We start from the raw sequence: 18,100 nt of genomic DNA, 5'->3' as shown, positions 1-18,100 counted from the left end.
TCAGCCCGATGCCATGCGCTGCCGCAGCATCCCCTGGATGGTCTGCAGCAACAGCTCGCTGCCGAAGGGCTTGCTCAGCACCGGCGCGTCGGGGAAGGCGCCGCCGGCGTCCGCACCGTAGCCACTGAGGAAGGCGAACGGAATCCCGCGGACGGCGAGGATCTCGGCGACCGGATAGACGAACTCGCCGAACAGGTTCACGTCGAGCGTGGCGGCGTCGATGGCCTCGCTGCGCGCGGCCTCGCGGGCCCGGGCGAGGCGGCTGAAGGGGCCGACGACCTCGTAGCCGGCTTCCGTCAGCATTTCCTGCTCCAGCATGGCGACCAGCGGCTCGTCCTCGACGAGCAGGATGCGCCGCGGCCGGTCGCTCATCACGCCGGTACGCCGGCGGCGCGCACGGAGATGCAGTCCTCGAACGGGACCTCGATCTCCACGCGCAGACCTTCTGACGGATGCCCGTAGCGGACGCTGCCCGCCAGCTGGTACCGGAGCGTCCGCTCGATCATGTCGTTGCCGAAGCCGTTGTGCTGCGGAGGAACCGGGGCCGGGCCGCCATGCTCGCTCCACGTCAGGTGCAGGCGCGGCGCCGCGTCCGCCACCACGACCTCCCACGCCACCGTGATCCGCCCCCCGGACCGCGACAGTGCCCCGTACTTGATCGCGTTGGTCGCGAGTTCGTGCAGGATCATCCCGAAGGCGAGCGCGGCGGCCGGCGCCAGCAGCACCTCGGGGCCGCTGCTGTCCAGGGTGCCGTCGGCGAGATGCGGCTCGATCTCCTGCCGCACCAGTTCGGCGAGTCCGACCTGCGACCATTTCTCGCTGGAGAGCAGCGATTAGGCGGTCGACAGCCCCTGCAGGCGTCCGGTGAAGCTCCTGCCGAATTCCTCCAGCGAGCCCGCCCGCCGCAGGGTCTGCTGCGCCAGCGCCATGATCACCGTGAGCATGTTCTTGACGCGGTGGTTGAGCTCGTCGACCAGCAGCGTCTGCTGGCGCTCGGCCGCGATCATGCTGGTGACCTCGACGAAGGTGACGAGCGCGCCGTCGACCGAATTGTCCGAGGCGCGGTACGGCAACACCCGCATCAGGTAATGCGCATCGCCGGAGCGGCGCGCCACCCGCCGCTCGACCGGCAGCTGGCGACCGAGCACATGCTCGAGGTCCTCCCTCTGCAGCTCGTAGTCGATCTGGCTGACGATGTCGGTGAGCGGCCGACCCTGGTCGCTGGGGATCAGGTTGTAGATGTTGACCACCGCCGGAGTGAACGCACGGATGATGAGGTTGCGGTCGAGGAAGATCGTCGCCACCTGGGTGCTCTCGAACAGGTTGCGCAGGTCGTTGTTGGCGCGGTCGACCTCGTCCACCTTCACGCTGAGCTCGTGGTTGACGGTGTGCAGCTCCTCGTTCATGGACTGCATCTCCTCCTTCGAGGTCTCCAGCTCCTCGTTGGCCGACTGCATCTCCTCGTTGATCGAGTGCAGCTCCTCGTTGGCCGACTTCAGCTCCTCGACGGCGGTCTCGTATTCCTCGGTCGCGGCCTGCAACTGTTCGCGCAGGTCGCGCGCCTCGTATTCGAGCTGCTTCACGACCTGTCCATGGTCGTCGGCGGTGATCGCCTTGCGCGGTCCGTACGCCAGCTCATGCTCGCGGAAGACCACGAGATAGCCGGTCTCGACGCCGCCGCGCAGCGGATCGACCAGCAGGTCGATGATGCTCGTGCCCTGCTCGCTCTCCACGACCAGGCCTTCGCGGGTACTGCCGAGGCCGTTGTCGACGGCGCGCCTGAGCGCCGCGCGCAGCTCCACGGCGAGGCCCCGGCGCGCCAGCGAGAGCACGTTGTTGCTGGGCGCACCCGCCGCCGCCTCCAGATAGCGCCCGGTGCGCGCCGAGTAGTGCAGGATCTCGCCGTCGGCATTGACCACGACGAAGGGCGGCGCGTACAGGTCCAGCACCCGCGCGCCGGCCGCACGCGCGATCATGCCGCTCGGCCCGACCCGCGGCCGCGGAGCGACCGCGGGTGTCCTCGGCACGTGGGTGGAGGAGACCATCGACGAGGCCAGCTGCAGCGGCGGGCTCGGCCGGTCGATGCGACGGAAGATGCGGTGCTTCTTGTCGATCGGCTCGAACAGCTCGGCATGCCGGGTGATCGTCTCGGACCCGCCGAGCAGCAGCACGCCGTTGTGCCCGAGCGCATAGTGGAATACCGGGAACACCTGCGCCTGCAGCTCGGTGTCCATGTAGATCAGCAGGTTCCGGCACGACACCATGTCGATGCGGGAGAACGGCGGATCGCGGATCAGGCTGTGCGACGAGAAGGTGCAGAGGTCGCGGATGTGCTTGCGCACCACGAAGACGCCCTCGATGCAGGCGAAGTGCCGCTCGCGTCGCTCGGCGCCGATCCGCTCCAGCAGCAGTGCGGATAGCGCCCGGCGCGGGCCACGCCGATCGCGGCGTCGTCGATGTCGGTGCCGAAGATCTGGACGCGCGGCGCCTGGGCCAAGCCGCTGGCATGCTCGCTCAGCAGCATGGCGAGCGAGTAGGCCTCCTCGCCGGTCGCGCAGCCCGGCACCCACAGGCGCACCGTGTCGCGCTCGCCCCTGCCCTCGAACAGGCGCGGGACGACCTCGCGCTCGAGCGCTTCGAACGTCTCGGGATCGCGAAAGAAGGACGTGACGCCGATCAGCAGGTCGCGCAGGAGCAGGTTGACCTCGTCCCCGTCCTCACGCCGCGCCTGCACGTAGTCGTCGAGCTGGGTGAGGCCCAGCACCTGCATGCGCCGTCCGACGCGACGCATGAAGGTCGGGCGCTTGTAGTGGCTGAAGTCGTGGCCGGTCTGCGCGTTGAGCATCGCGCAGATCTCCAGGCGGTGGCGGGTTTCCACCTGCGGTTTGGTCGGCGCGGTGACCCAGTCCGCGTCGCGACGCCGCGCGAAGTAGGCGTGCAGCCGCTCGGGCATCTCCTCGATCGGCAGGATCAGGTCGACTGCGCCGGTGGCGATCGCACTGGCCGGCATGCCCTCATGGCTCGGCGAGCTGCCGTCGCTGCCCTGGACCACGGTGAGGCCGCCCGCGCTGCGAACCGCCTTCAGCCCAAGCGAACCGTCGTGCCCGGTTCCCGAGAGCACGACGCCGGCGCAGCGCTGCCCCTGGTCGTGGGCGAGCGAGTTCATGAAGGTGTCGATGACGAGCGGCTCGCGCTGCCCGTCACCCGCCGGCAGGCGCACCCGCAGCACGCCATCGACGACCGTCACCACCGTCCTCGGCCGGGCCACGTAGATGTGGTCGGGTTCGATGCGGATCCCGTCCTCGATGGCGGTCATCGGCAGCGACGTGCAGCGTCGGAGGATCTCCGGGAGCAGGCTCTTGCGCTCCGGGTCCATGTGCAGCAGCACGATCACGGCGAGTCCGGCGTCGGTCGGCAGCCGCTTGACCAGCTCCTGGAGCGCCTCGACGCCTCCGGCCGAAGCCCCCACGCCTACGATGGCAAGCGGTGTGCGTTGCGTATCCACGGTCGTCCCGTTGCGAAACATCGAGTTGCGCCGCTACCCGCGACGATCGCGCGCCCGGGTTGCCGGGAGCGCATCCGGCATCCGGCAGCGGGCCACCATTCCATTCGCGCCGCGTCGCCCATGTGCCACGCCCCGCTGGGGGTTCTACCCGCCGCGGAATGATACGGGCGTGAGAGCGGATGCGCGTCGCCGGTCGCGGCCGCTGCCCCCTACGCAGACGTCGAGGCGGCCGCAGCGAGCGATGCATCGGGACGCCGCGGATCGCCAGCGGAGCCCGCGCAGCGCGCGGGCGTGCTCAAAGCGTGCCGCGCGCCAGCGTGGTCAGGGTCGCGTGCAGGCGTGCTTCGGCCTGGTCGGCCGCGGCGGTGCGGCGGCAGAGGTAGACGTCGTCGTCGGGCATGCCGCGCACCGCGAAACCAGCCGAGCGCACCATCGCCTGCATCGCCGGCGGGTTCGGCACCCACCAGTTGGTCGGGTCGCCGGCCAGCTCGTGCTCGACGAAGGCGAGCTTGGGCCAGTCGTCGCGACGCAGCTCGTCGCGGCCGAGATAGCCGGGATCGCGCGTCTCTCCCGCGCCCGCCGGCCCGGTCGTGGCCAGGCTCTGGAACAGCAGGTAGTCGCGGCTCGCGGCGGCGGCGAGGTCCAGCCCCAGCAGCGGATGGCGCAGGTGGTAGAACACGCCGAGGAAGAGCACCAGGTCGAACTGCCCACGCAGCGGAGCGAGGGAGTAGACGTCCCCCTGGCGGAGCTCGACGCGCCCTTCCAGCCCGAGCTGCCGGGCGACCCAGCCGGCCTGGCGCAGGTAGTGCGGGTCGTGGTCCATCGCCACCACCTGCGCGCCCCGGCGGGCGAGCTGGAAGCTGTAGAAACCGGCGTTGCAGCCGATGTCGAGCACGCGCATGCCACCCAGGTTCTGCGGCAGGTGGGGGGCGAGGCGTTCCCACTTGAAGCGCGGGAAGTCGCCGAGTGGATGGTCGGGTGCGGTCTGGCTGCCGTCGGGCAGGTGGATGTTGTGGAACCAGGGGCCGAGCGCGCGGATCTCGGCGGCGAGCGGGCCTTCGGCGGTGCCGTGCGACTGCAGGGTTTTCAGGGTGGTCATCGCTCTCCTCGGATCAGGCGGTGCGCGCGGGGCGCGTGTCGGCGGCGATCTCGTGGAGCACCGCCACGAGCTGTTCGGCGCGATGGCCGGCGGTGTGTTCGGCCATCACCCGTTCGCGGGCGCGCGCGCCGATCGCGCGCCGGTCGGCGTCGCCGATGTCGCGCAGGTAGCCGAGCACCTGTTCCGCGCTCTCGGCGAGCAGGATCTCCTCGCCCGGCACGAACAGCGCCTCGATTCCCTCCCACACGTCCGAGATGATCGGCGTGCCGCAGGCCGCCGCTTCGAACAGGCGCACGCTCGGCGACCAGCCGGCGCGGATCATGTCGTCGCGGGTCACGTTGAGGGTGAAGCGCTGCTGGTTGTAGAAGCGTCGGTGCGCGTCTGGCGGGACGTGGTCGATGCGCTCGACATTGCCGGGCCAGGCGATGGTTCCCGGATACATCGGCCCGGCCACCACGAACCGGCCCTCGGGCCAGCGTTGCGCCGGTGCCATCAGCAGGCCGTCGACGCGCGGCTGGCGGTCGTCGCTGTAGGTCCCGAGGTAGCCGAGGTCCCAGGCCGCCTGCATCGGCTCGGGATGGTAGAGGCCGGGATCGAAGGCGCAGTGCAGCGCGCGCGCGCAGGGCGAGCCGAATTCCCGCTCCAGGCGTCCGAGCGTCGGCCCGCCGGTGAAGGACAGGTACACGTCGTAGCCGGGGATCAGGCGCGGGTGCAGGTATTCGAAGTCGCCCGCGGAGAGCTTTGCCAGCGTCACCGGGGTGTCGATGTCGTAGAAGCCGGTGACGCCCTGCGCGGTCTCCTGCACCCACTCGCCCACGGCGACGCCTTTGGGCACGTAGGAGCCGACGATCACCGCGTCGGCGCCTGCCACGGTCCTGCCGAAGCGTGCGCGGAGATCGGCGAGGTCGGCGTACAGCTCGGTGCGGCAGTACGGCGGCTGCGGCAGGTCGCGATGGGGGGCGTACCAGGGCACGTCGCGCTCGAGGAAGGTGACATGGTGGCCGAGCGCGTCCAGCTCGCGGACCAGGCCGCGGAAGGTGGTCGCATGGCCGTTGCCCCAGGACGAGGTGATGGAAAGGCCGAGGATGACGATGTCCATGCCCACCTCAGGCCGTCGCCGCCAGGCCCGGCACCGCGCGCTCGGCGCGGCCCTCCAGCAGCGCCTCGAGCTGCTCGGCACGATGCGCGTAGGTGTGGTGGGCGCAGACCGTCCGCAGCGCCGCCTGCCCGATCGCTTCGGCCCGTTCCGGCGTCAGCGCATCGAGGTGCGCGGCGACCTCGTCGCCGTCGCGCGCGACCAGCACCTCGCGGTCGGGCTCCAGGAACAGCTCCAGACCCTCCCAGTGGTCGGTGATCAGGCAGGCCCCGGCGCCGGCCGCCTCGAATACGCGCGTGGCCGGCGAGAAGCCGTAGCGGGCCATCGACTCGCGGCTGATGTTGAGCACCGCGCGCGGCGTGCAGTTGAAGGCGTTGTGGTCGCGCGTGTAGACGTGGCCGAGGTAGTCCACGTTGGCCGGCATGGGCTTGTCGCCCCAGCCGCTGCCGCCGAGCAGGAAGCGCTGGCCGGGGCGGGCCGCGGCGGCGGCGAGGAAGAACTGCTCCACGCGCGCCTCGCGGTCCGGCAGGCGGTTGCCGAGGAAGCCGAGGTCGCAGGCGAAGCGCGGATCCTTCGGCACCGGATGGTGGGTGGCGGTGTCGAGCGCGTTGTAGACCGGCTCGCAGTGCTGCGCGCCGAGCGCGAGGTAGGCGTCGACAACGGGCCTGCCGCCGCCGTAGGTGCAGACCATGTCGTAGCGCGGGATCAGCGCGCGGAACGGGTTGTGCGGATCGGCGTGCACGCTGTCGAGCGTCGCCGGCGCATCGACGTCCCAGAAGATCACGGTGTTGTGCGGACGCTTGAGCTCGAGCACGGCGGCCTCGAGCTCGGCGTCGAAGATGCCCACGCCGCTGGTCTTGACGATGACGTCGGCGCCGGCCGCATCGCGCAGCGCCGCGCGCATCGGCTCCTGCGTGGCGGTGCCGTAGACCACGTCGCGCGCCCAGTCGGGATCGGGCATGTCGCGGTGCGCCTGGCGCTCGAAGGCGTCGGGCTCGTAGAAGGTGATCGTGTGCCCGCGCGCGGCGAGGTTGCGGATCAGGCCGCGGTAGTACGTCGCCGCGCCGTTCCAGTAGGCCGAGACGAGACTGGAGCCGAAGAAGGCGAAGTTCATGCGGTTTCCCTTTCGAGCGGCGCCGGCACCAGGCCGGCGTGGATGGCGAGGAGTTCGTCGACGCGGTGCGCGCAGGTATGCCGCGCGAGGACCGTGCGCCGGCCGCGCGCGGCGAGCTCGGCGGCCATGGCGGCGTCGGCGATGAGCGCGCGCAGGTGCCGGCGCATCGCTCGCCCATCCTCGGCCACCAGGAAGTCCTCGCCCGGCGCGAACAGGCCTTCGGCGTCGCGCCACGGCGCCGAGACCAGCGGGATGCCGCAGGCCAGCGCCTCGAACGGGCGGATGGTCGGGATGCCCGGCAGCATGCGCACATACGGCCGGCGCGGCACGTGCACGGTGACCCGGTGCCGGGCGAAGGCGGCCGGCGCGTCGAAGTTGGCGATCCAGCCGCGGTAGCGCAGGCCGGCATCGGCCACTGCGGCCTTGGCCGTATCGGGATAGCGCACGCCGTGGATGCTGCCGCTGAGGCCGAGCTCGCGCACCGGGTCGAGCAGGAATTCGTGCAGCTCCTGGGTACGCTCGTCGTCGCCCCAGTTGCCGACCCAGACCAGGTCGTCCACCGGCGCCACGTCGTCGAAGGGATGGAAGACGTGCGCGTCGGCCGCCTCGTGCCAGGTCCAGGAGTTCTGCGCCCAGCCCTGCTCGAGGTAGAGCGCGCGGATCACCTCGCCGAAGGCGAGCACGCCGTCGTAGTGGGCGAGGTCGTAGCGCGCCATCGCCTCGCGCTCGCTCACTGCGCGGTGGTGGGTGTCGTGGAACAGCAGGCGATAGCTCCCGGCGTTGTCGCGACGGTGCAGGCCGATGCGGCGGACCAGGTCGTGCTCGTTCCACTCGTGGACGAGGACGAGATCGGCGTCGGCCAGCGCGGCGTCGAGATCCAGCGCATCCGACCGGTACACGTGACTGGTGAGCCCCGGATAGGCGCGATGGAAGGCCTCCACCGGCGCCATGCCCTGTTCGGCCAGCAGGTTCTCGAGGCTCCAGGCACCGGCCGGCTCGTACACGGTGACGCGATGCCCGCGCCGCTGCAGCTCGCTGGCCACGCCGCGCAGGAAGTGCGCGTTGCCGTGGTTCCAGTCGGACAGCAGCGAGTGGTAGAACATCACGACGTGCATCAGGCGGCCTCCGGCGGGCGGACGAGTTCGGAATAGGTCTGCAGGTAGCGCGCGACCATGCGCGCGCTGTCGTAGCCGAGCGCACGTTCGTGGGCGCGGCGCGCGAGCTCGTCGCGGCGCGGCGCGTCCTCGATCAGGCCGCGCAGGGCCTGTGCGAGCGCGGCGCCATCGTCGGGCGGTACGAACACCGCGGCGCCGTTCCACAGCTCGCGCAGCGAGGCGATGTCGCCCAGCACCAGTGCGCAGCCGGCGAGCGCCGCCTCCAGCGCCGACAGCCCGAAGGGTTCGTAGCGCGCGGGCAGCGCGTAGATCGACGCCTGCGCATAGGCGCGCGCCATCGCGGCGGGGTCGAGGCGGCCGAGCAGGTGCACGCCCTCGAACGCGGCGTCGCCGCCTTCCGGATGCGCGGTGTCGCCGGCCACCCGCACCGGCCACGGCAGCTCTCCGGCGATGCGCGCGAGCGTGCCGACGTTCTTGGCCTCGTCCCACAGCCTGCCGGCGCTGAGGATGTGCGGCGCCTTGTCGCCGGCGGGGAAGTCCGCGGCGCGCCGGCCGTTGTGGATCACCCGGCTCGCGCGGAACGGGCCGTACAGGCGCTGCGTCGCGTCGAGCATGGCCTGCGTCGGCGCGATGACCATCGGCGCGCCCTGCAGGCCGCGCGCGAGCAGGCGCCGATAGCCCTCCCACTCCGGCCCCGCCGGCTCGCCGCGCACGCATTCGAACCAGGAGCCGACGCAGGAATGGGCGACCACCAGCGCCGGCGCCGGCCATTCGAGGTGCCCGTGGCCGTAGTGGTTGAGGTGGACCACATCGGGCTTCCACTCGCGCGCGAGCGCGAGCAGCCATTCGCCGGCGGCGGCCTGCTCGGGCACGGCGTCCTGCATCCACTCCAGCGGGAAATCGCCGTGGCGCAGCGTGAGCCCGGCAACCCGCTCCGCCGCCGCGCACTGCTCGGGCGCCGGCGGCGGGCCGAGCACGGCGACGAGCACCTCGATGCCCTGCTCCGCCAGCCCCGTGGCCAGCTCCAGCGCGTAGGTCCAGACGCCGCCGACGGCGTCGGCGCTCAGCATCAGGCGTTGGATGCGCATGCCAGTTCGACGGGTGCGGGCGCCGCAGGCCGGGCCGCCACCGGCACCACGTAGGAGTCGCGCAGCCAGCGATGCAGGTCGGCCACGCCGTCGCGCGCGGCGATGCGCGCACGCCAGCCGCTGGCCTCGGTGAAGCGGCGGGTGTCGGAGACGTAGTAGCGCTGGTCGCCCGGGCGCCAGCCGCCGAAATCCACCTCGGGCTTGCGTCCTTCCAGTTCGGCAATCCAGTCGAGCAGCTGCAGCAGGCTGATCGTGTTCGCCGGGCCCCCGCCCATGTTGAAGACCCGGCCCGAGAAACGCGCGAGGTTCTTCTCCGCCAGGAGGTAGGCGTCCAGGAGGTCGTCGACGTGCAGGATGTCGCGCACCTGCATGCCGTCGCCGTAGAGGGTGATCGGCTCGCCGCGCATGGCGCGGATCAGGAAGTGCGCGACCCAGCCCTGGTCCTCGGTGCCGAACTGGCGCGGCCCGTAGATGCAGCTCATGCGGAACACCACCGACGGCACGCCCATGCAGCGTGCGTAGTCGATGATGTACTGGTCGGCACCGCCCTTGGAGCAGCCGTAGGGGCTGTGGAAGTCGAGCGGCCGGTGCTCGCCGACGCCGTGGTGCAGGTAGGCCGGGTCGACCGGCTGGTAGCGGCGATCGGCCACCTCGAGCGCCACGTCCTCCAGGCCGCCGTAGACCTTGTTGGTGGAGGCGAACACCACGCCCGGCACCTGCTTCTGCCGGCGCGCGGCCTCCAGCACGTTGACCGAGCCGGCGAGATTGATCTCGAAGTCGCTGATCGGGTCCTCGAGGCTGGTGGTCACCGCCACCTGGCCGGCGAGGTGGAAGATCTGGGTGGCACCCTCGACCGCGTGGTTGAGCACGTGCCGGTCGCGCAGGTCGCAGGGCACGAACTCGATCGCCTCGCCGTGCTGGCTGCGCAGCCATTCCAGGTTCTTCTCGACGCCGGGACGGGCGAGGTTGTCGACGATGCGCACCCGGCGGCCCTCGCGCGCCAGGCGCGACACCAGGTTGGAGCCGACGAAGCCGGCACCGCCGGTGACCAGGGTGAAAGGCTCGCGCGACGGCGCCCGCGTCGGCCAGCGCGCCGCGGCGCGCACCGCGTCCAGTCCGCCGTCCGACCACAGCCGGTACAGCAGCTTGGGGCGGCCGTGCTGGTCCTGGATGCCGAAGTGGTAGTCGCGCGGATCGTTGTGCAGGCCCGCCATGGACGGACGGTCGCCGGCGAGGTCGCGCAGCGTCAGCCAGTAGATGCGGCCGACCGGCAGGTCCTGGATCCCGGCGGCGAGGTCGACCTGGGCGAATTCGTCGTGGCGCCAGGTCGAGTAGCCGGTCTCGGTCAGCCACACCTCGCCCGGGTGCCCCTCCTCGCGCAGCACGTCGATCACGCGCTGGATCTGGTCGTGGCAGGAGTCGCCGCAGACGTCGTAGCTGCCGGGGAAGGCGTGCACGCCGACGACGTCGATGTAGGGCATCAGCCCGTTGCGGAACATCACCCTGACCCAGTTCGGGTCGATCGGGCTGACGCCGCCGAGCACCGTCTTCTTGCCGCGCTGCCGCGCCCAGTTGGCAGCGGCGCCGATCATCTCGCAGAACTTGGTCCAGCTGCTGTCGAGCGCGTAGTTCCACTCGAGCACGTTGTTGGGCTCGTTCCACAGCTCGACGTACTCGAAGTGCGCGCCGTAGCGGGTGATGCACTGGTCGATGAAGTCGGCGTAGGCGCGCAGGTCGCGTGGCGGCGAGGCGGTGCTCGGCGTCTCGCCCAGCGACGGCGGCGTGTAGGAGAAGCAGGGCAGCAGGTCGAAGTGCCGCGCCAGCTCCGGGATCAGCCAGTCGTACCAGTCCGGGCCGCCGTCGCCGAAGAAGTCCGCCCACGACACGCCGAAGCGCAGCCGCTCCACGCCCAGGCGCCGCAGGTCGGCGACGAGCGCCTCGGCGGTGGCGCGATCGCCGGTCTGGAACCATTCCAGCATCCCGACGCCAGGGCGGGCGCCGGTCTCCGAACTCGGCCTGTTGGTCATCGTCGTCTCCTCATGCCCGCGAGGGGCCGCTGTCTCGGTGGCAGCGCGCGGTGCGCGCGTCAGATGGTCAGCCCGCGCCGGGCCAGTTCCTGGCCGGCCTCGCCGACGCGGTCGACCGCGACCGCACTCGGCAGCCATTCGACCAGCTCCGCGAGGCCGTCCTCGATGCGTACCTGCGGCTCGAAGCCCAGTACCTCGCGCGCATGGCCGATGTCGGCCACGCAGTGGCGGATGTCGCCGACGCGGTACTTGCCGGTGATCTCCGGCGCGATGTCCTTGCCCATCGCCTGGCCGACGCGGTCGGCGATCTCGCGCACGGTGTAGGCGTTGCCGCTGCCGACGTTGAACACCTGCCCCGCCGCGGCGGGCGTGTCGTAGGCGAGGCGGCAGGCGCGCGCGATGTCGTGGACGCTGACGAAGTCGCGCTGCTGCAGGCCATCCTCGAAGATCATCGGCGCGTTGCCGTTGAGGAAGCGCGAGGCGAAGATCGCCAGCACCCCGGTGTAGGGATTGGACAACGCCTGCCGCGGACCGTACACGTTGAAGAAGCGCATCGCCGAGGTCGGGATGCCGTAGGCCTCGCCGATCATCAGGCACAGGCGCTCCTGGTCGTACTTCGACAGGGCGTAGACCGAGGACAGGTCGGGCTGCTTGTCCTCCGCGGTCGGCACCGGCTCGAGCGCCCTGCCCTCGCCGTCGACCAGTTCCCAGCGCGCCTGCTTGAGCTGTTCGCGGCCGCGGCGCATGCCCGGCACCACGCTGCCGTCGCCGCGGCGGTACATGCCCTCGCCGTAGATGCTCATGCTGGAGGCGACCACGAGCCGCTCGACCGGCTTCTCGATCAGCGCCTCCAGCAGGACCGCGGTGCCGAGGTTGTTGATCGAGGTGTATTCGGCGACCTGGTACATGCTCTGCCCGACGCCGACCGCCGCGGCGAGGTGGTAGACGCCGTCGACACCCTCTAGAGCCTTCTGCACCGCATCCGGATCGCGCACGTCGCCACGCACCAGCTCCACGTCGTCGGTCAGGTATGCGGGACGCTCGCAGTCGCCGCCGTGCACCTGCGGGCTGAGGTTGTCGAGCACGCGCACGCGGTGTCCGGCTTCGAGCAGCTGGTCGGCGAGGTAGGAGCCGATGAAGCCCGCGCCGCCGGTGATGAGAAGGGTCTTGCCCATGGATGTCGCTCCTTTCAAGGCCGTACCGGCACGTGATCGCCCCGGACCGCCAGCGCCGCGCGCAGGCGTGCCCGATCCGGCGACGCGGCGCCTGCGTCGAGTCGTGGTGCCACGAGCCGTGGCGCGCCGGGCGCGCTGCTGGCGGTGACGGATGCGAACGGGAGGATCGCGCGCAAGAACGTGTTCCTTCGTTCGCCATGAGGTCGCACGACGGCGATGCACGGTGGTGCGCGTGCCGCGCTTCGGCGTCGGGATCGTCCGGCCATGTTTGCGAGCGGCGAATGAAGAAACCGTCATGCATGCGTGGCTCGGACGCATGCGCGGTGCGAGCGGACGGACCGCTTCGCGTTTTTCACCCGGCGCCGATCACCCCGCGCACATCCTGCTGAAGAAGCTTTCCGGCAACGCCCCCAACCCGATCGCGCGACGTCCTGCCGACGGCGCCGCACGATGCATCGAGGAACGCCACCCAATGGTCAGAACCACGAACGTGCTCTCCCTTCCCGCAGAACGCCCGCTGTCGATCCTCGTGGTCGGTGCCGCGGGCTTCGTCGGCAGCCATCTGGTGGACCGCCTCCTCGACGACGGCCACCGCGTCATCGCGGTGGACAACCTGATCACCGGGCGCAGGGAGAACATCGCGCACCTGCAGGGCCATGCGCGCTTCCGCTTCATCGAACACGACATCATCCAGCCGCTCGCGCTCGACGAAGGCCTGGACTGGGTGATGCACCTCGCCAGCCCGGCCTCGCCGCCCAAGTACCAGCACTGGCCGATCGAGACGCTCGAGGTCAACAGCTTCGGCACCCATCATCTGCTCGACCTGGCGCGCGAGAAGCACGCGAAGTTCTTCCTTGCCAGCACCAGCGAGGTCTACGGCGACCCGCTGCAGCATCCGCAGAAGGAAGAGCACTGGGGCAACTGCAATCCCAACGGCCCGCGCAGCATGTACGACGAGGGCAAGCGCTACGCCGAAGCCGCGGCGATGGCCTACCACCGCCACTACGGGCTGCCGGTGCGCATCATCCGCATCTTCAACACCTATGGGCCGCGCATGGATCCGCACGACGGCCGCATCGTCACCAACTTCATCCGCCAGGCGCTCGCCGGCGAGCCGCTGTCGGTATTCGGCGACGGTGCGCAGACCCGCAGCCTGCAGTACGTCTCCGACCTCGTCGAAGGCATCGTGCGCTACATGAAGGTCGACCACCCGGGCCCGGTGAACCTGGGCAATCCGGTCGAGCGCACGGTGAAGGAGATCGCCGAGATGATCCTGCGCCTGACCGGCAGCGCATCCCCGCTGAGCTTCCATCCGCTGCCGGAGAACGACCCGAAGCGGCGGCGGCCGGACATCTCGCTGGCCCAGGAACTGCTCGACTGGACGCCGACGGTGAGCGCGGAGGAGGGCCTCGCCCGCACCATCGAGGCGGCGCGTCACGACCAGGGCCTGCTCCAGGGCGCGCGCCGCTCCCGGCGCAGTGCCGGCGGCCAGTCCGGCGCCGCGGCGGTCTGAGCGACAGCACGATGGCGTGCGCGGCGGCGGCCATGGCCGCCGCGCCGCGGACTCAGGCGCGGTCCTGCCGGTAGATCTCGTCCAGCACCCGGGTCACCGCGACTACGCCCTCGATCTCCGCGTCGAAGCCGGCGTCCGCGCGCAGGGCATGTGCCCAGGCCACCGCGGCGCGCCCGCCCCAGGCGTCGGGCGGGCCCGCCAACGGGATGCGCTGGCGGCCGTCGAAGCGTTCGATGACGAAGTCGTAGAACGAACCTTCGACGTTGCGCAGGCCGATGCCGCCCCGCGTTCCGTACAGGCGCATGCCGATCTCGCAATCCACGCCCACCGGCAGGTTCCAGGAACAGGCCATGTCCAGCGCGATGCCCCCGGCGAGATCCAGGCGCGCGGTGGCGTAGTCCTCGACCGCCTCCGGATGCTCGCGCAGCGGTGCACCCTTGACGAAGCAGCGGCTGCTGACGTTCTCGACCAGAGGATCGCCGAGCAGCCACAGGCCGAGGTCGAGCAGGTGGATGCCGAGGTCGATGACGCAGCCGCCGCCGGCCTGGCTGCGGTCGTAGAACCAGTCCTTGCCCGGCCCGTAGGCGTTGTGGAAGACCAGCTCGCCGGCGTAGATGCGACCGAGCGCGCCGTCGCGCAGCAGCGCCCTCACCTCGTCGATGCCGGCGAGGTGGCGATAGCTGAGGTCGACGCCGAGGCGACGGTCGGCGCGCCTGGCCGCGGCGACCACCGCGGCCGCCTCGTCGCCGTCGCGGCCCAGCGGCTTCTGGCAGAACACCGGCAGGCCGCGCTCCAGCACCGCGATCGACTGCGCCGCGTGCGCTGCGCTCGGCGTGGCGATGACCACGCCGTCGAGATCCTGCGCGAGCAGCTCGTCGAGCGAACCACAGCGCACGGCAGCGGGCGCCAGCGCCGCCGCCTCGTCGAGGCAGGACACATCCGGATCGGCGATCGCCGCCGCGTCGGCGAGCCCGGCCTCGACCAGCGCCTGCATGCGATGGCGCCCGATCCAGCCGACGCCGAGGAAACCGAGCCGCAGGCGACCGTCAGCGCGCGCCATCGGTCGCCTCCTCCATCAGCACCACGCCCTTGGTGAAGCCGCTGGGCCGGTCCTTCACCGCGGCGAGCGCCGCGGTGATGTCGGCGAGGCCCCACGTGTGGGTGATCAGCGGTGCGAGCGACAGCCGGCCTTCCGCCACCGCGCGGACCGCCTGGCGCACGCCCTCGACCGCGACCTGCGGGTCGCGCTCGTGCGCGTTGATGACGTCGATGCCGCGCCAGTTCCACAGCTGCACGTTGACCGAACGCAGGCCGTCCTGGTGGAAGCCGGCGATCACCAGCTTGCCGCCGAAGCCGGTGAGCTCGCCGGCGAGATCCAGCGGCCACGGCTTACCGGTGGCCTCGATCACGCGTTCGCAGAAGGCCCCGTCGGTGAGCGCCTTGACCTTCTCGATGATCTCCCAGTGGTCGTGCATGGCCACCGTCTGCCAGGCGCCGCAGTCCTTGGCGAGCTGCAACGAGGAATCGGAGCGCGAGATGCCGATCACGCGCGCGCCCATGCCGGTGATCAGCTGGGTCAGCGCCGCGCCGAGGAAGCCGACGCCGACGATCGCCACCGTCTGTCCCGGCTGCACGTCGGCGCGGCGCAGGATGTTCATGACGCAGCCGAGCGCCTCGCCCGGGAACGGCGCATCGCCGAGCGGCTCCGGCAGCGCCACGAGCTGGTCGGCGGCGGCCACGTCGTATTCGGCGTAGGCCTTGAACGACAGCGCGGCGACGCGCTCACCGACGCGGATGCCGGCGACGCCCTCGCCCACCGCATCCACCACGCCCCAGCCCTCGTGGCCGAGGTCGCCGGGCGGCATCGGGTAGGAGAACCACTCGCGCCCCTCGAACGCCGGGATGTTCGATGCGCACACGCCGCTGCCCTGCAGGCGCACGCGCACCTCGCCGGCGCCCGGCTGCGGCCGCGCGACCTCCCGCACCTCGAAGCGGCCGGGCTCGACGAGCACGGCGGCGCGCATGGTGGCTTGCGATTCGGACGGCATCGGTTCTCCTTTGCGGTTGCGGTGGACGCGGCCGGATGCCGCGCAAAAGGCCGCCTGTTTAGCTGCACCGCCGCAAAGCAAAGATGAAGAAGATCCTCACGACCTCGCCTGCGCGTGACCAACGGCAGGCTTGACTACACGTGTCGTCGCGGCGCAGGCTCTGACTACACTTGTAGTCATCGGAGCGCGGCGTGCGACGTCGATCGATCGGGGACCAGGAACTGGCGCTGCTGAACCACCTCGCCGACTGCGGCGGCGCCTCGGTCGGCGAGGTCGCCGCCGCCTTCGGCGAGTCGCGCGGCCTCGCGCGCTCCACCGTGCTGACCATGATGGAACGCCTGCGCGGCAAGGGCTACCTGCGCCGGCGCCAGGTCCGCGGCGTGTACCGCTACACCGCCGCCGGCACCGGCGCCGGCGAGGTCATGCGCGAGGCGGTCGGCAGCTTCGTCGAGAAGACCCTGCAGGGTTCGGTGTCGCCGTTCGTGGCCTGGATGTCGGAGCGCGGTACGGTGAGCGACGACGAGCTCGCCGAACTCGAACGCCTGGTCGAGACGCTGCAGTCGCGGCGGCGGGAGGAATGAGATGAACCCCGAGGCATTCGCCCTGCTCCTGCTGCCGCGCCTCGGCGCGACCGTGCTGCAGTCGAGCCTGCTGGTCGCCGCGGTCTGGGCGCTGTGCCGCGTCCTGCCCGGACTGCCCGCGGCGGCGCGCTGCCGGCTGTGGTGGCTGGTCGCGCTGCAGCTGGTCGTGGGCCTGGTGTGGAGCGCACCGGTCGAACTGCCGCTGCTGGCGGCGCCGGCGGATCCGATCGTGCCCGCGCCCGGCGCGTCGATCGGTCCCGGCGCGTCGGCAGCCGGCACGTTCGCGCCCGCCACGCCCGCAACGGGCGCAGCGACATCGGCATGGACATGGCCGCAGCTGCTCGTGGCCGCATGGCTCGCGGGGGTCGTGGTCGCGGTGGTCCGCACCCTGCTGGGGCTGCGCACGGCCCGGCGCATCCTCGCGGCGTCGCGCGCCTGCACGGACGCCGACGTCCTGCTGCACTACGCCGCCCTCGCCGAGGCCTGCGGGATCCGCCGCCCAGCGCCGCTGCGGATGTCGGACGCCATCGCCTCGCCGCAGATCGCCGGCGCGCTGCGGCCGGTCCTGCTGCTGCCCGCCTCGCACGCGGCCTGCGACGGCGACCTCGACATGATGCTGCGCCACGAACTCGCCCACCTGCGCCGCAACGACCTGTGCTGGGGCTGGCTGCCGGCGCTCGCGCGCCACCTGTTCTTCTTCCATCCGCTCGCCCACCTCGCGGTGCGCGAGTACGCGCTGGCACGCGAGGCGGCCTGCGATGCCGAGGTCCTGGCGCAGGGCCGCCACAGCCCGCGCGACTACGGGCGCCTGCTGCTGCGGCTCGGTGCGCGTGCGCACATGCCGGCGGCACTCGCCGGCGCCTCCCCCACCTTCCGCATCCTCAGCCGGAGACTCGCCATGCTGCAGATCCCCCGCACCTCCTCCCGCGCCCTGGCCGCGGCCCTCACCGTGGCCGTCGCGGTCGCGGGCGTCGTCCCCTATCGCGTCACGGCCGGCACGCAATCCGACAGCGGTTTCATGCCCCGTCCGCCGGCACCGCCTGCCCCGCCGGCGCCCGACGCGCCGCGCCCGCCCGCCCCGCCGGCGCCGCCGTCGGGGCCGGACATGCCGGCCGGCGTCACCGGGCTGCACATCATCGACGACGGCAGCAGCGCGCGCGCCTACGTCGCCTTCGACGGCAGCGGCCACGTGCAGGCGCACGGCACCGGCCGTGACGTCGAGACGGCGCACCGCCAGTACCGATCCGGCGATGCCATGGCCTGGTTCCGCAGGGGCGAGGAGGCCTGGGTCATCCGCGACCCGGCGACCCTGAAGCGCCTGCACGCGCTGCATGCCCCGCTGGCCGAACTCGCCGCGCAGCAGGGCGAACTGGGCGAGCGCCAGGGCGAGCTCGGCGCGCAGCAGGGCGAGCTGGGCGCGCGCCAGGGAGAACTCGGCGCGAAGCAGGGCGAGATCGCCGCGCGCCATGCGCAGCGCGCGGCGCGGGCGGTGGCGCGCGGCGAGCACGGCGCTGTCGACGAGGAGCTCGAGCAGGACATGGAGGCGCTCGCCGCCGAGCAGCGCCGGCTCGCCGAACGGCAGAAGCCGCTGGCCGCGCGCCAGCAGGAACTCGGCCGCCGGCAGCAGGCGCTCGGCGAACGCCATCGCGCCCTGGCGGGCGAGGTGGAACGCCAGGTCTGGCAGCTGTTGGACGCCGCCGTCGCCGACGGCACCGCCGTCCGCGCCGACGGTTGAGCGA

General features: G+C 71.7%; 16 protein-coding genes. 3 read left to right on the top strand and 13 right to left on the bottom strand.

The genetic code is table 11. From position 1 onward, the window contains the following. The 11 genes from KB893_RS03935 to KB893_RS03880 form a co-directional block, all read right to left on the bottom strand. Positions 1–372, bottom strand: coding sequence for a response regulator (locus KB893_RS03935; protein WP_211926636.1), 372 nt, complete (start codon positions 370–372; stop codon positions 1–3). Next, positions 372–785 carry a hypothetical protein gene (locus KB893_RS03930; protein WP_211926637.1) on the bottom strand — a complete coding sequence of 138 codons (414 nt, stop codon included), beginning with the start codon at positions 783–785 and terminating at the stop codon, positions 372–374. The genes KB893_RS03935 and KB893_RS03930 overlap by 1 nt, the downstream gene beginning before the upstream one ends. 48 nt (positions 786–833) lie before the next feature. Beyond that, a complete protein-coding gene (locus KB893_RS18530) occupies positions 834–2,345 on the bottom strand; it encodes a PAS domain-containing protein (protein WP_338026843.1) in 1,512 nt (503 codons plus the stop codon). After that, complete coding sequence (locus KB893_RS18525; protein ID WP_211926638.1) at positions 2,294–3,469, bottom strand: chemotaxis protein CheB; 1,176 nt, start codon at positions 3,467–3,469, stop codon at positions 2,294–2,296. Before KB893_RS18525 ends, KB893_RS18530 begins: the two co-directional genes overlap by 52 nt. A 331-nt stretch (positions 3,470–3,800) precedes the next feature. Beyond that, positions 3,801–4,604: a TIGR04290 family methyltransferase gene (locus KB893_RS03910; RefSeq protein WP_211926639.1), complete on the bottom strand. Its 804-nt coding sequence runs from the start codon at positions 4,602–4,604 to the stop codon at positions 3,801–3,803. A 13-nt stretch (positions 4,605–4,617) separates the two neighbouring features. After that, positions 4,618–5,703 carry a CgeB family protein gene (locus KB893_RS03905; protein WP_211926640.1) on the bottom strand — a complete coding sequence of 362 codons (1,086 nt, stop codon included), beginning with the start codon at positions 5,701–5,703 and terminating at the stop codon, positions 4,618–4,620. 7 nt (positions 5,704–5,710) lie between these two features. Then, positions 5,711–6,814 (bottom strand): CgeB family protein, encoded by a 1,104-nt coding sequence (locus KB893_RS03900; RefSeq protein ID WP_211926641.1) that lies wholly within the window; start codon positions 6,812–6,814, stop codon positions 5,711–5,713. After that, complete coding sequence (locus tag KB893_RS03895; protein ID WP_211926642.1) at positions 6,811–7,929, bottom strand: CgeB family protein; 1,119 nt, start codon at positions 7,927–7,929, stop codon at positions 6,811–6,813. Before KB893_RS03895 ends, KB893_RS03900 begins: the two co-directional genes overlap by 4 nt. Continuing rightward, positions 7,929–9,017, bottom strand: coding sequence for a glycosyltransferase family 4 protein (locus tag KB893_RS03890; protein ID WP_211926643.1), 1,089 nt, complete (start codon positions 9,015–9,017; stop codon positions 7,929–7,931). The genes KB893_RS03895 and KB893_RS03890 overlap by 1 nt, the downstream gene beginning before the upstream one ends. Further along, positions 8,999–11,044, bottom strand: coding sequence for an NAD-dependent epimerase/dehydratase family protein (locus tag KB893_RS03885; RefSeq protein ID WP_213173449.1), 2,046 nt, complete (start codon positions 11,042–11,044; stop codon positions 8,999–9,001). The genes KB893_RS03890 and KB893_RS03885 overlap by 19 nt, the downstream gene beginning before the upstream one ends. Positions 11,045–11,103: 59 nt before the next feature. Further along, positions 11,104–12,219 (bottom strand): NAD-dependent epimerase/dehydratase family protein, encoded by a 1,116-nt coding sequence (locus KB893_RS03880; protein WP_213173448.1) that lies wholly within the window; start codon positions 12,217–12,219, stop codon positions 11,104–11,106. Between the two features lie 472 nt (positions 12,220–12,691). On the opposite strand from KB893_RS03880, the gene KB893_RS03875 reads away from it, so the two are divergent. Further along, on the top strand, positions 12,692–13,732 hold the full coding sequence (locus tag KB893_RS03875) for a UDP-glucuronic acid decarboxylase family protein (protein WP_211926645.1): 1,041 nt from the start codon (positions 12,692–12,694) through the stop codon (positions 13,730–13,732). Positions 13,733–13,784: 52 nt separating this feature from the next. On the opposite strand, the gene KB893_RS03870 is transcribed toward KB893_RS03875, so the two are convergent. Both KB893_RS03870 and KB893_RS03865 read right to left on the bottom strand, forming a co-directional pair. Next, a complete protein-coding gene (locus KB893_RS03870; RefSeq protein WP_211926646.1) occupies positions 13,785–14,792 on the bottom strand; it encodes a Gfo/Idh/MocA family protein in 1,008 nt (335 codons plus the stop codon). Further along, a complete protein-coding gene (locus tag KB893_RS03865; RefSeq protein ID WP_211926647.1) occupies positions 14,779–15,780 on the bottom strand; it encodes an MDR/zinc-dependent alcohol dehydrogenase-like family protein in 1,002 nt (333 codons plus the stop codon). Before KB893_RS03865 ends, KB893_RS03870 begins: the two co-directional genes overlap by 14 nt. Before the next feature lie 191 nt (positions 15,781–15,971). Between KB893_RS03865 and KB893_RS03860 the strand changes: the two genes are divergently transcribed. Both KB893_RS03860 and KB893_RS18520 read left to right on the top strand, forming a co-directional pair. Continuing rightward, a complete protein-coding gene (locus KB893_RS03860) occupies positions 15,972–16,361 on the top strand; it encodes a BlaI/MecI/CopY family transcriptional regulator (protein WP_211926648.1) in 390 nt (129 codons plus the stop codon). A 1-nt stretch (position 16,362) separates the two neighbouring features. Beyond that, entirely contained in the window at positions 16,363–18,096 is a 1,734-nt protein-coding gene (locus KB893_RS18520; protein ID WP_211926649.1) for a M56 family metallopeptidase, read from the top strand. The last annotated feature ends 4 nt before the right edge of the window (positions 18,097–18,100 follow it).

The organism is Coralloluteibacterium stylophorae (assembly GCF_018122625.2).
Lineage (GTDB): Bacteria > Pseudomonadota > Gammaproteobacteria > Xanthomonadales > Xanthomonadaceae > Coralloluteibacterium > Coralloluteibacterium stylophorae.
Note: the sequence above shows the minus strand (reverse complement) of the source record. Positions and strands in the feature narration are given on the sequence as shown.

What these genes read in the sequence shown, in the direction of transcription:
- KB893_RS03890 (WP_211926643.1), bottom strand. Translation starts at nt 9,017, where the DNA reads ATGCGCATCCAACGCCTGATGCTGAGCGCCGACGCCGTCGGCGGCGTC.
- KB893_RS03900 (WP_211926641.1), bottom strand. Translation starts at nt 6,814, where the DNA reads ATGAACTTCGCCTTCTTCGGCTCCAGTCTCGTCTCGGCCTACTGGAAC.
- KB893_RS03865 (WP_211926647.1), bottom strand. Translation starts at nt 15,780, where the DNA reads ATGCCGTCCGAATCGCAAGCCACCATGCGCGCCGCCGTGCTCGTCGAG.
- KB893_RS03905 (WP_211926640.1), bottom strand. Translation starts at nt 5,703, where the DNA reads ATGGACATCGTCATCCTCGGCCTTTCCATCACCTCGTCCTGGGGCAAC.
- KB893_RS03895 (WP_211926642.1), bottom strand. Translation starts at nt 7,929, where the DNA reads ATGCACGTCGTGATGTTCTACCACTCGCTGCTGTCCGACTGGAACCAC.
- KB893_RS18520 (WP_211926649.1), top strand. Translation starts at nt 16,363, where the DNA reads ATGAACCCCGAGGCATTCGCCCTGCTCCTGCTGCCGCGCCTCGGCGCG.
- KB893_RS03935 (WP_211926636.1), bottom strand. Translation starts at nt 372, where the DNA reads ATGAGCGACCGGCCGCGGCGCATCCTGCTCGTCGAGGACGAGCCGCTG.
- KB893_RS03885 (WP_213173449.1), bottom strand. Translation starts at nt 11,044, where the DNA reads ATGACCAACAGGCCGAGTTCGGAGACCGGCGCCCGCCCTGGCGTCGGG.
- KB893_RS03870 (WP_211926646.1), bottom strand. Translation starts at nt 14,792, where the DNA reads ATGGCGCGCGCTGACGGTCGCCTGCGGCTCGGTTTCCTCGGCGTCGGC.
- KB893_RS03910 (WP_211926639.1), bottom strand. Translation starts at nt 4,604, where the DNA reads ATGACCACCCTGAAAACCCTGCAGTCGCACGGCACCGCCGAAGGCCCG.
- KB893_RS03880 (WP_213173448.1), bottom strand. Translation starts at nt 12,219, where the DNA reads ATGGGCAAGACCCTTCTCATCACCGGCGGCGCGGGCTTCATCGGCTCC.
- KB893_RS03875 (WP_211926645.1), top strand. Translation starts at nt 12,692, where the DNA reads ATGGTCAGAACCACGAACGTGCTCTCCCTTCCCGCAGAACGCCCGCTG.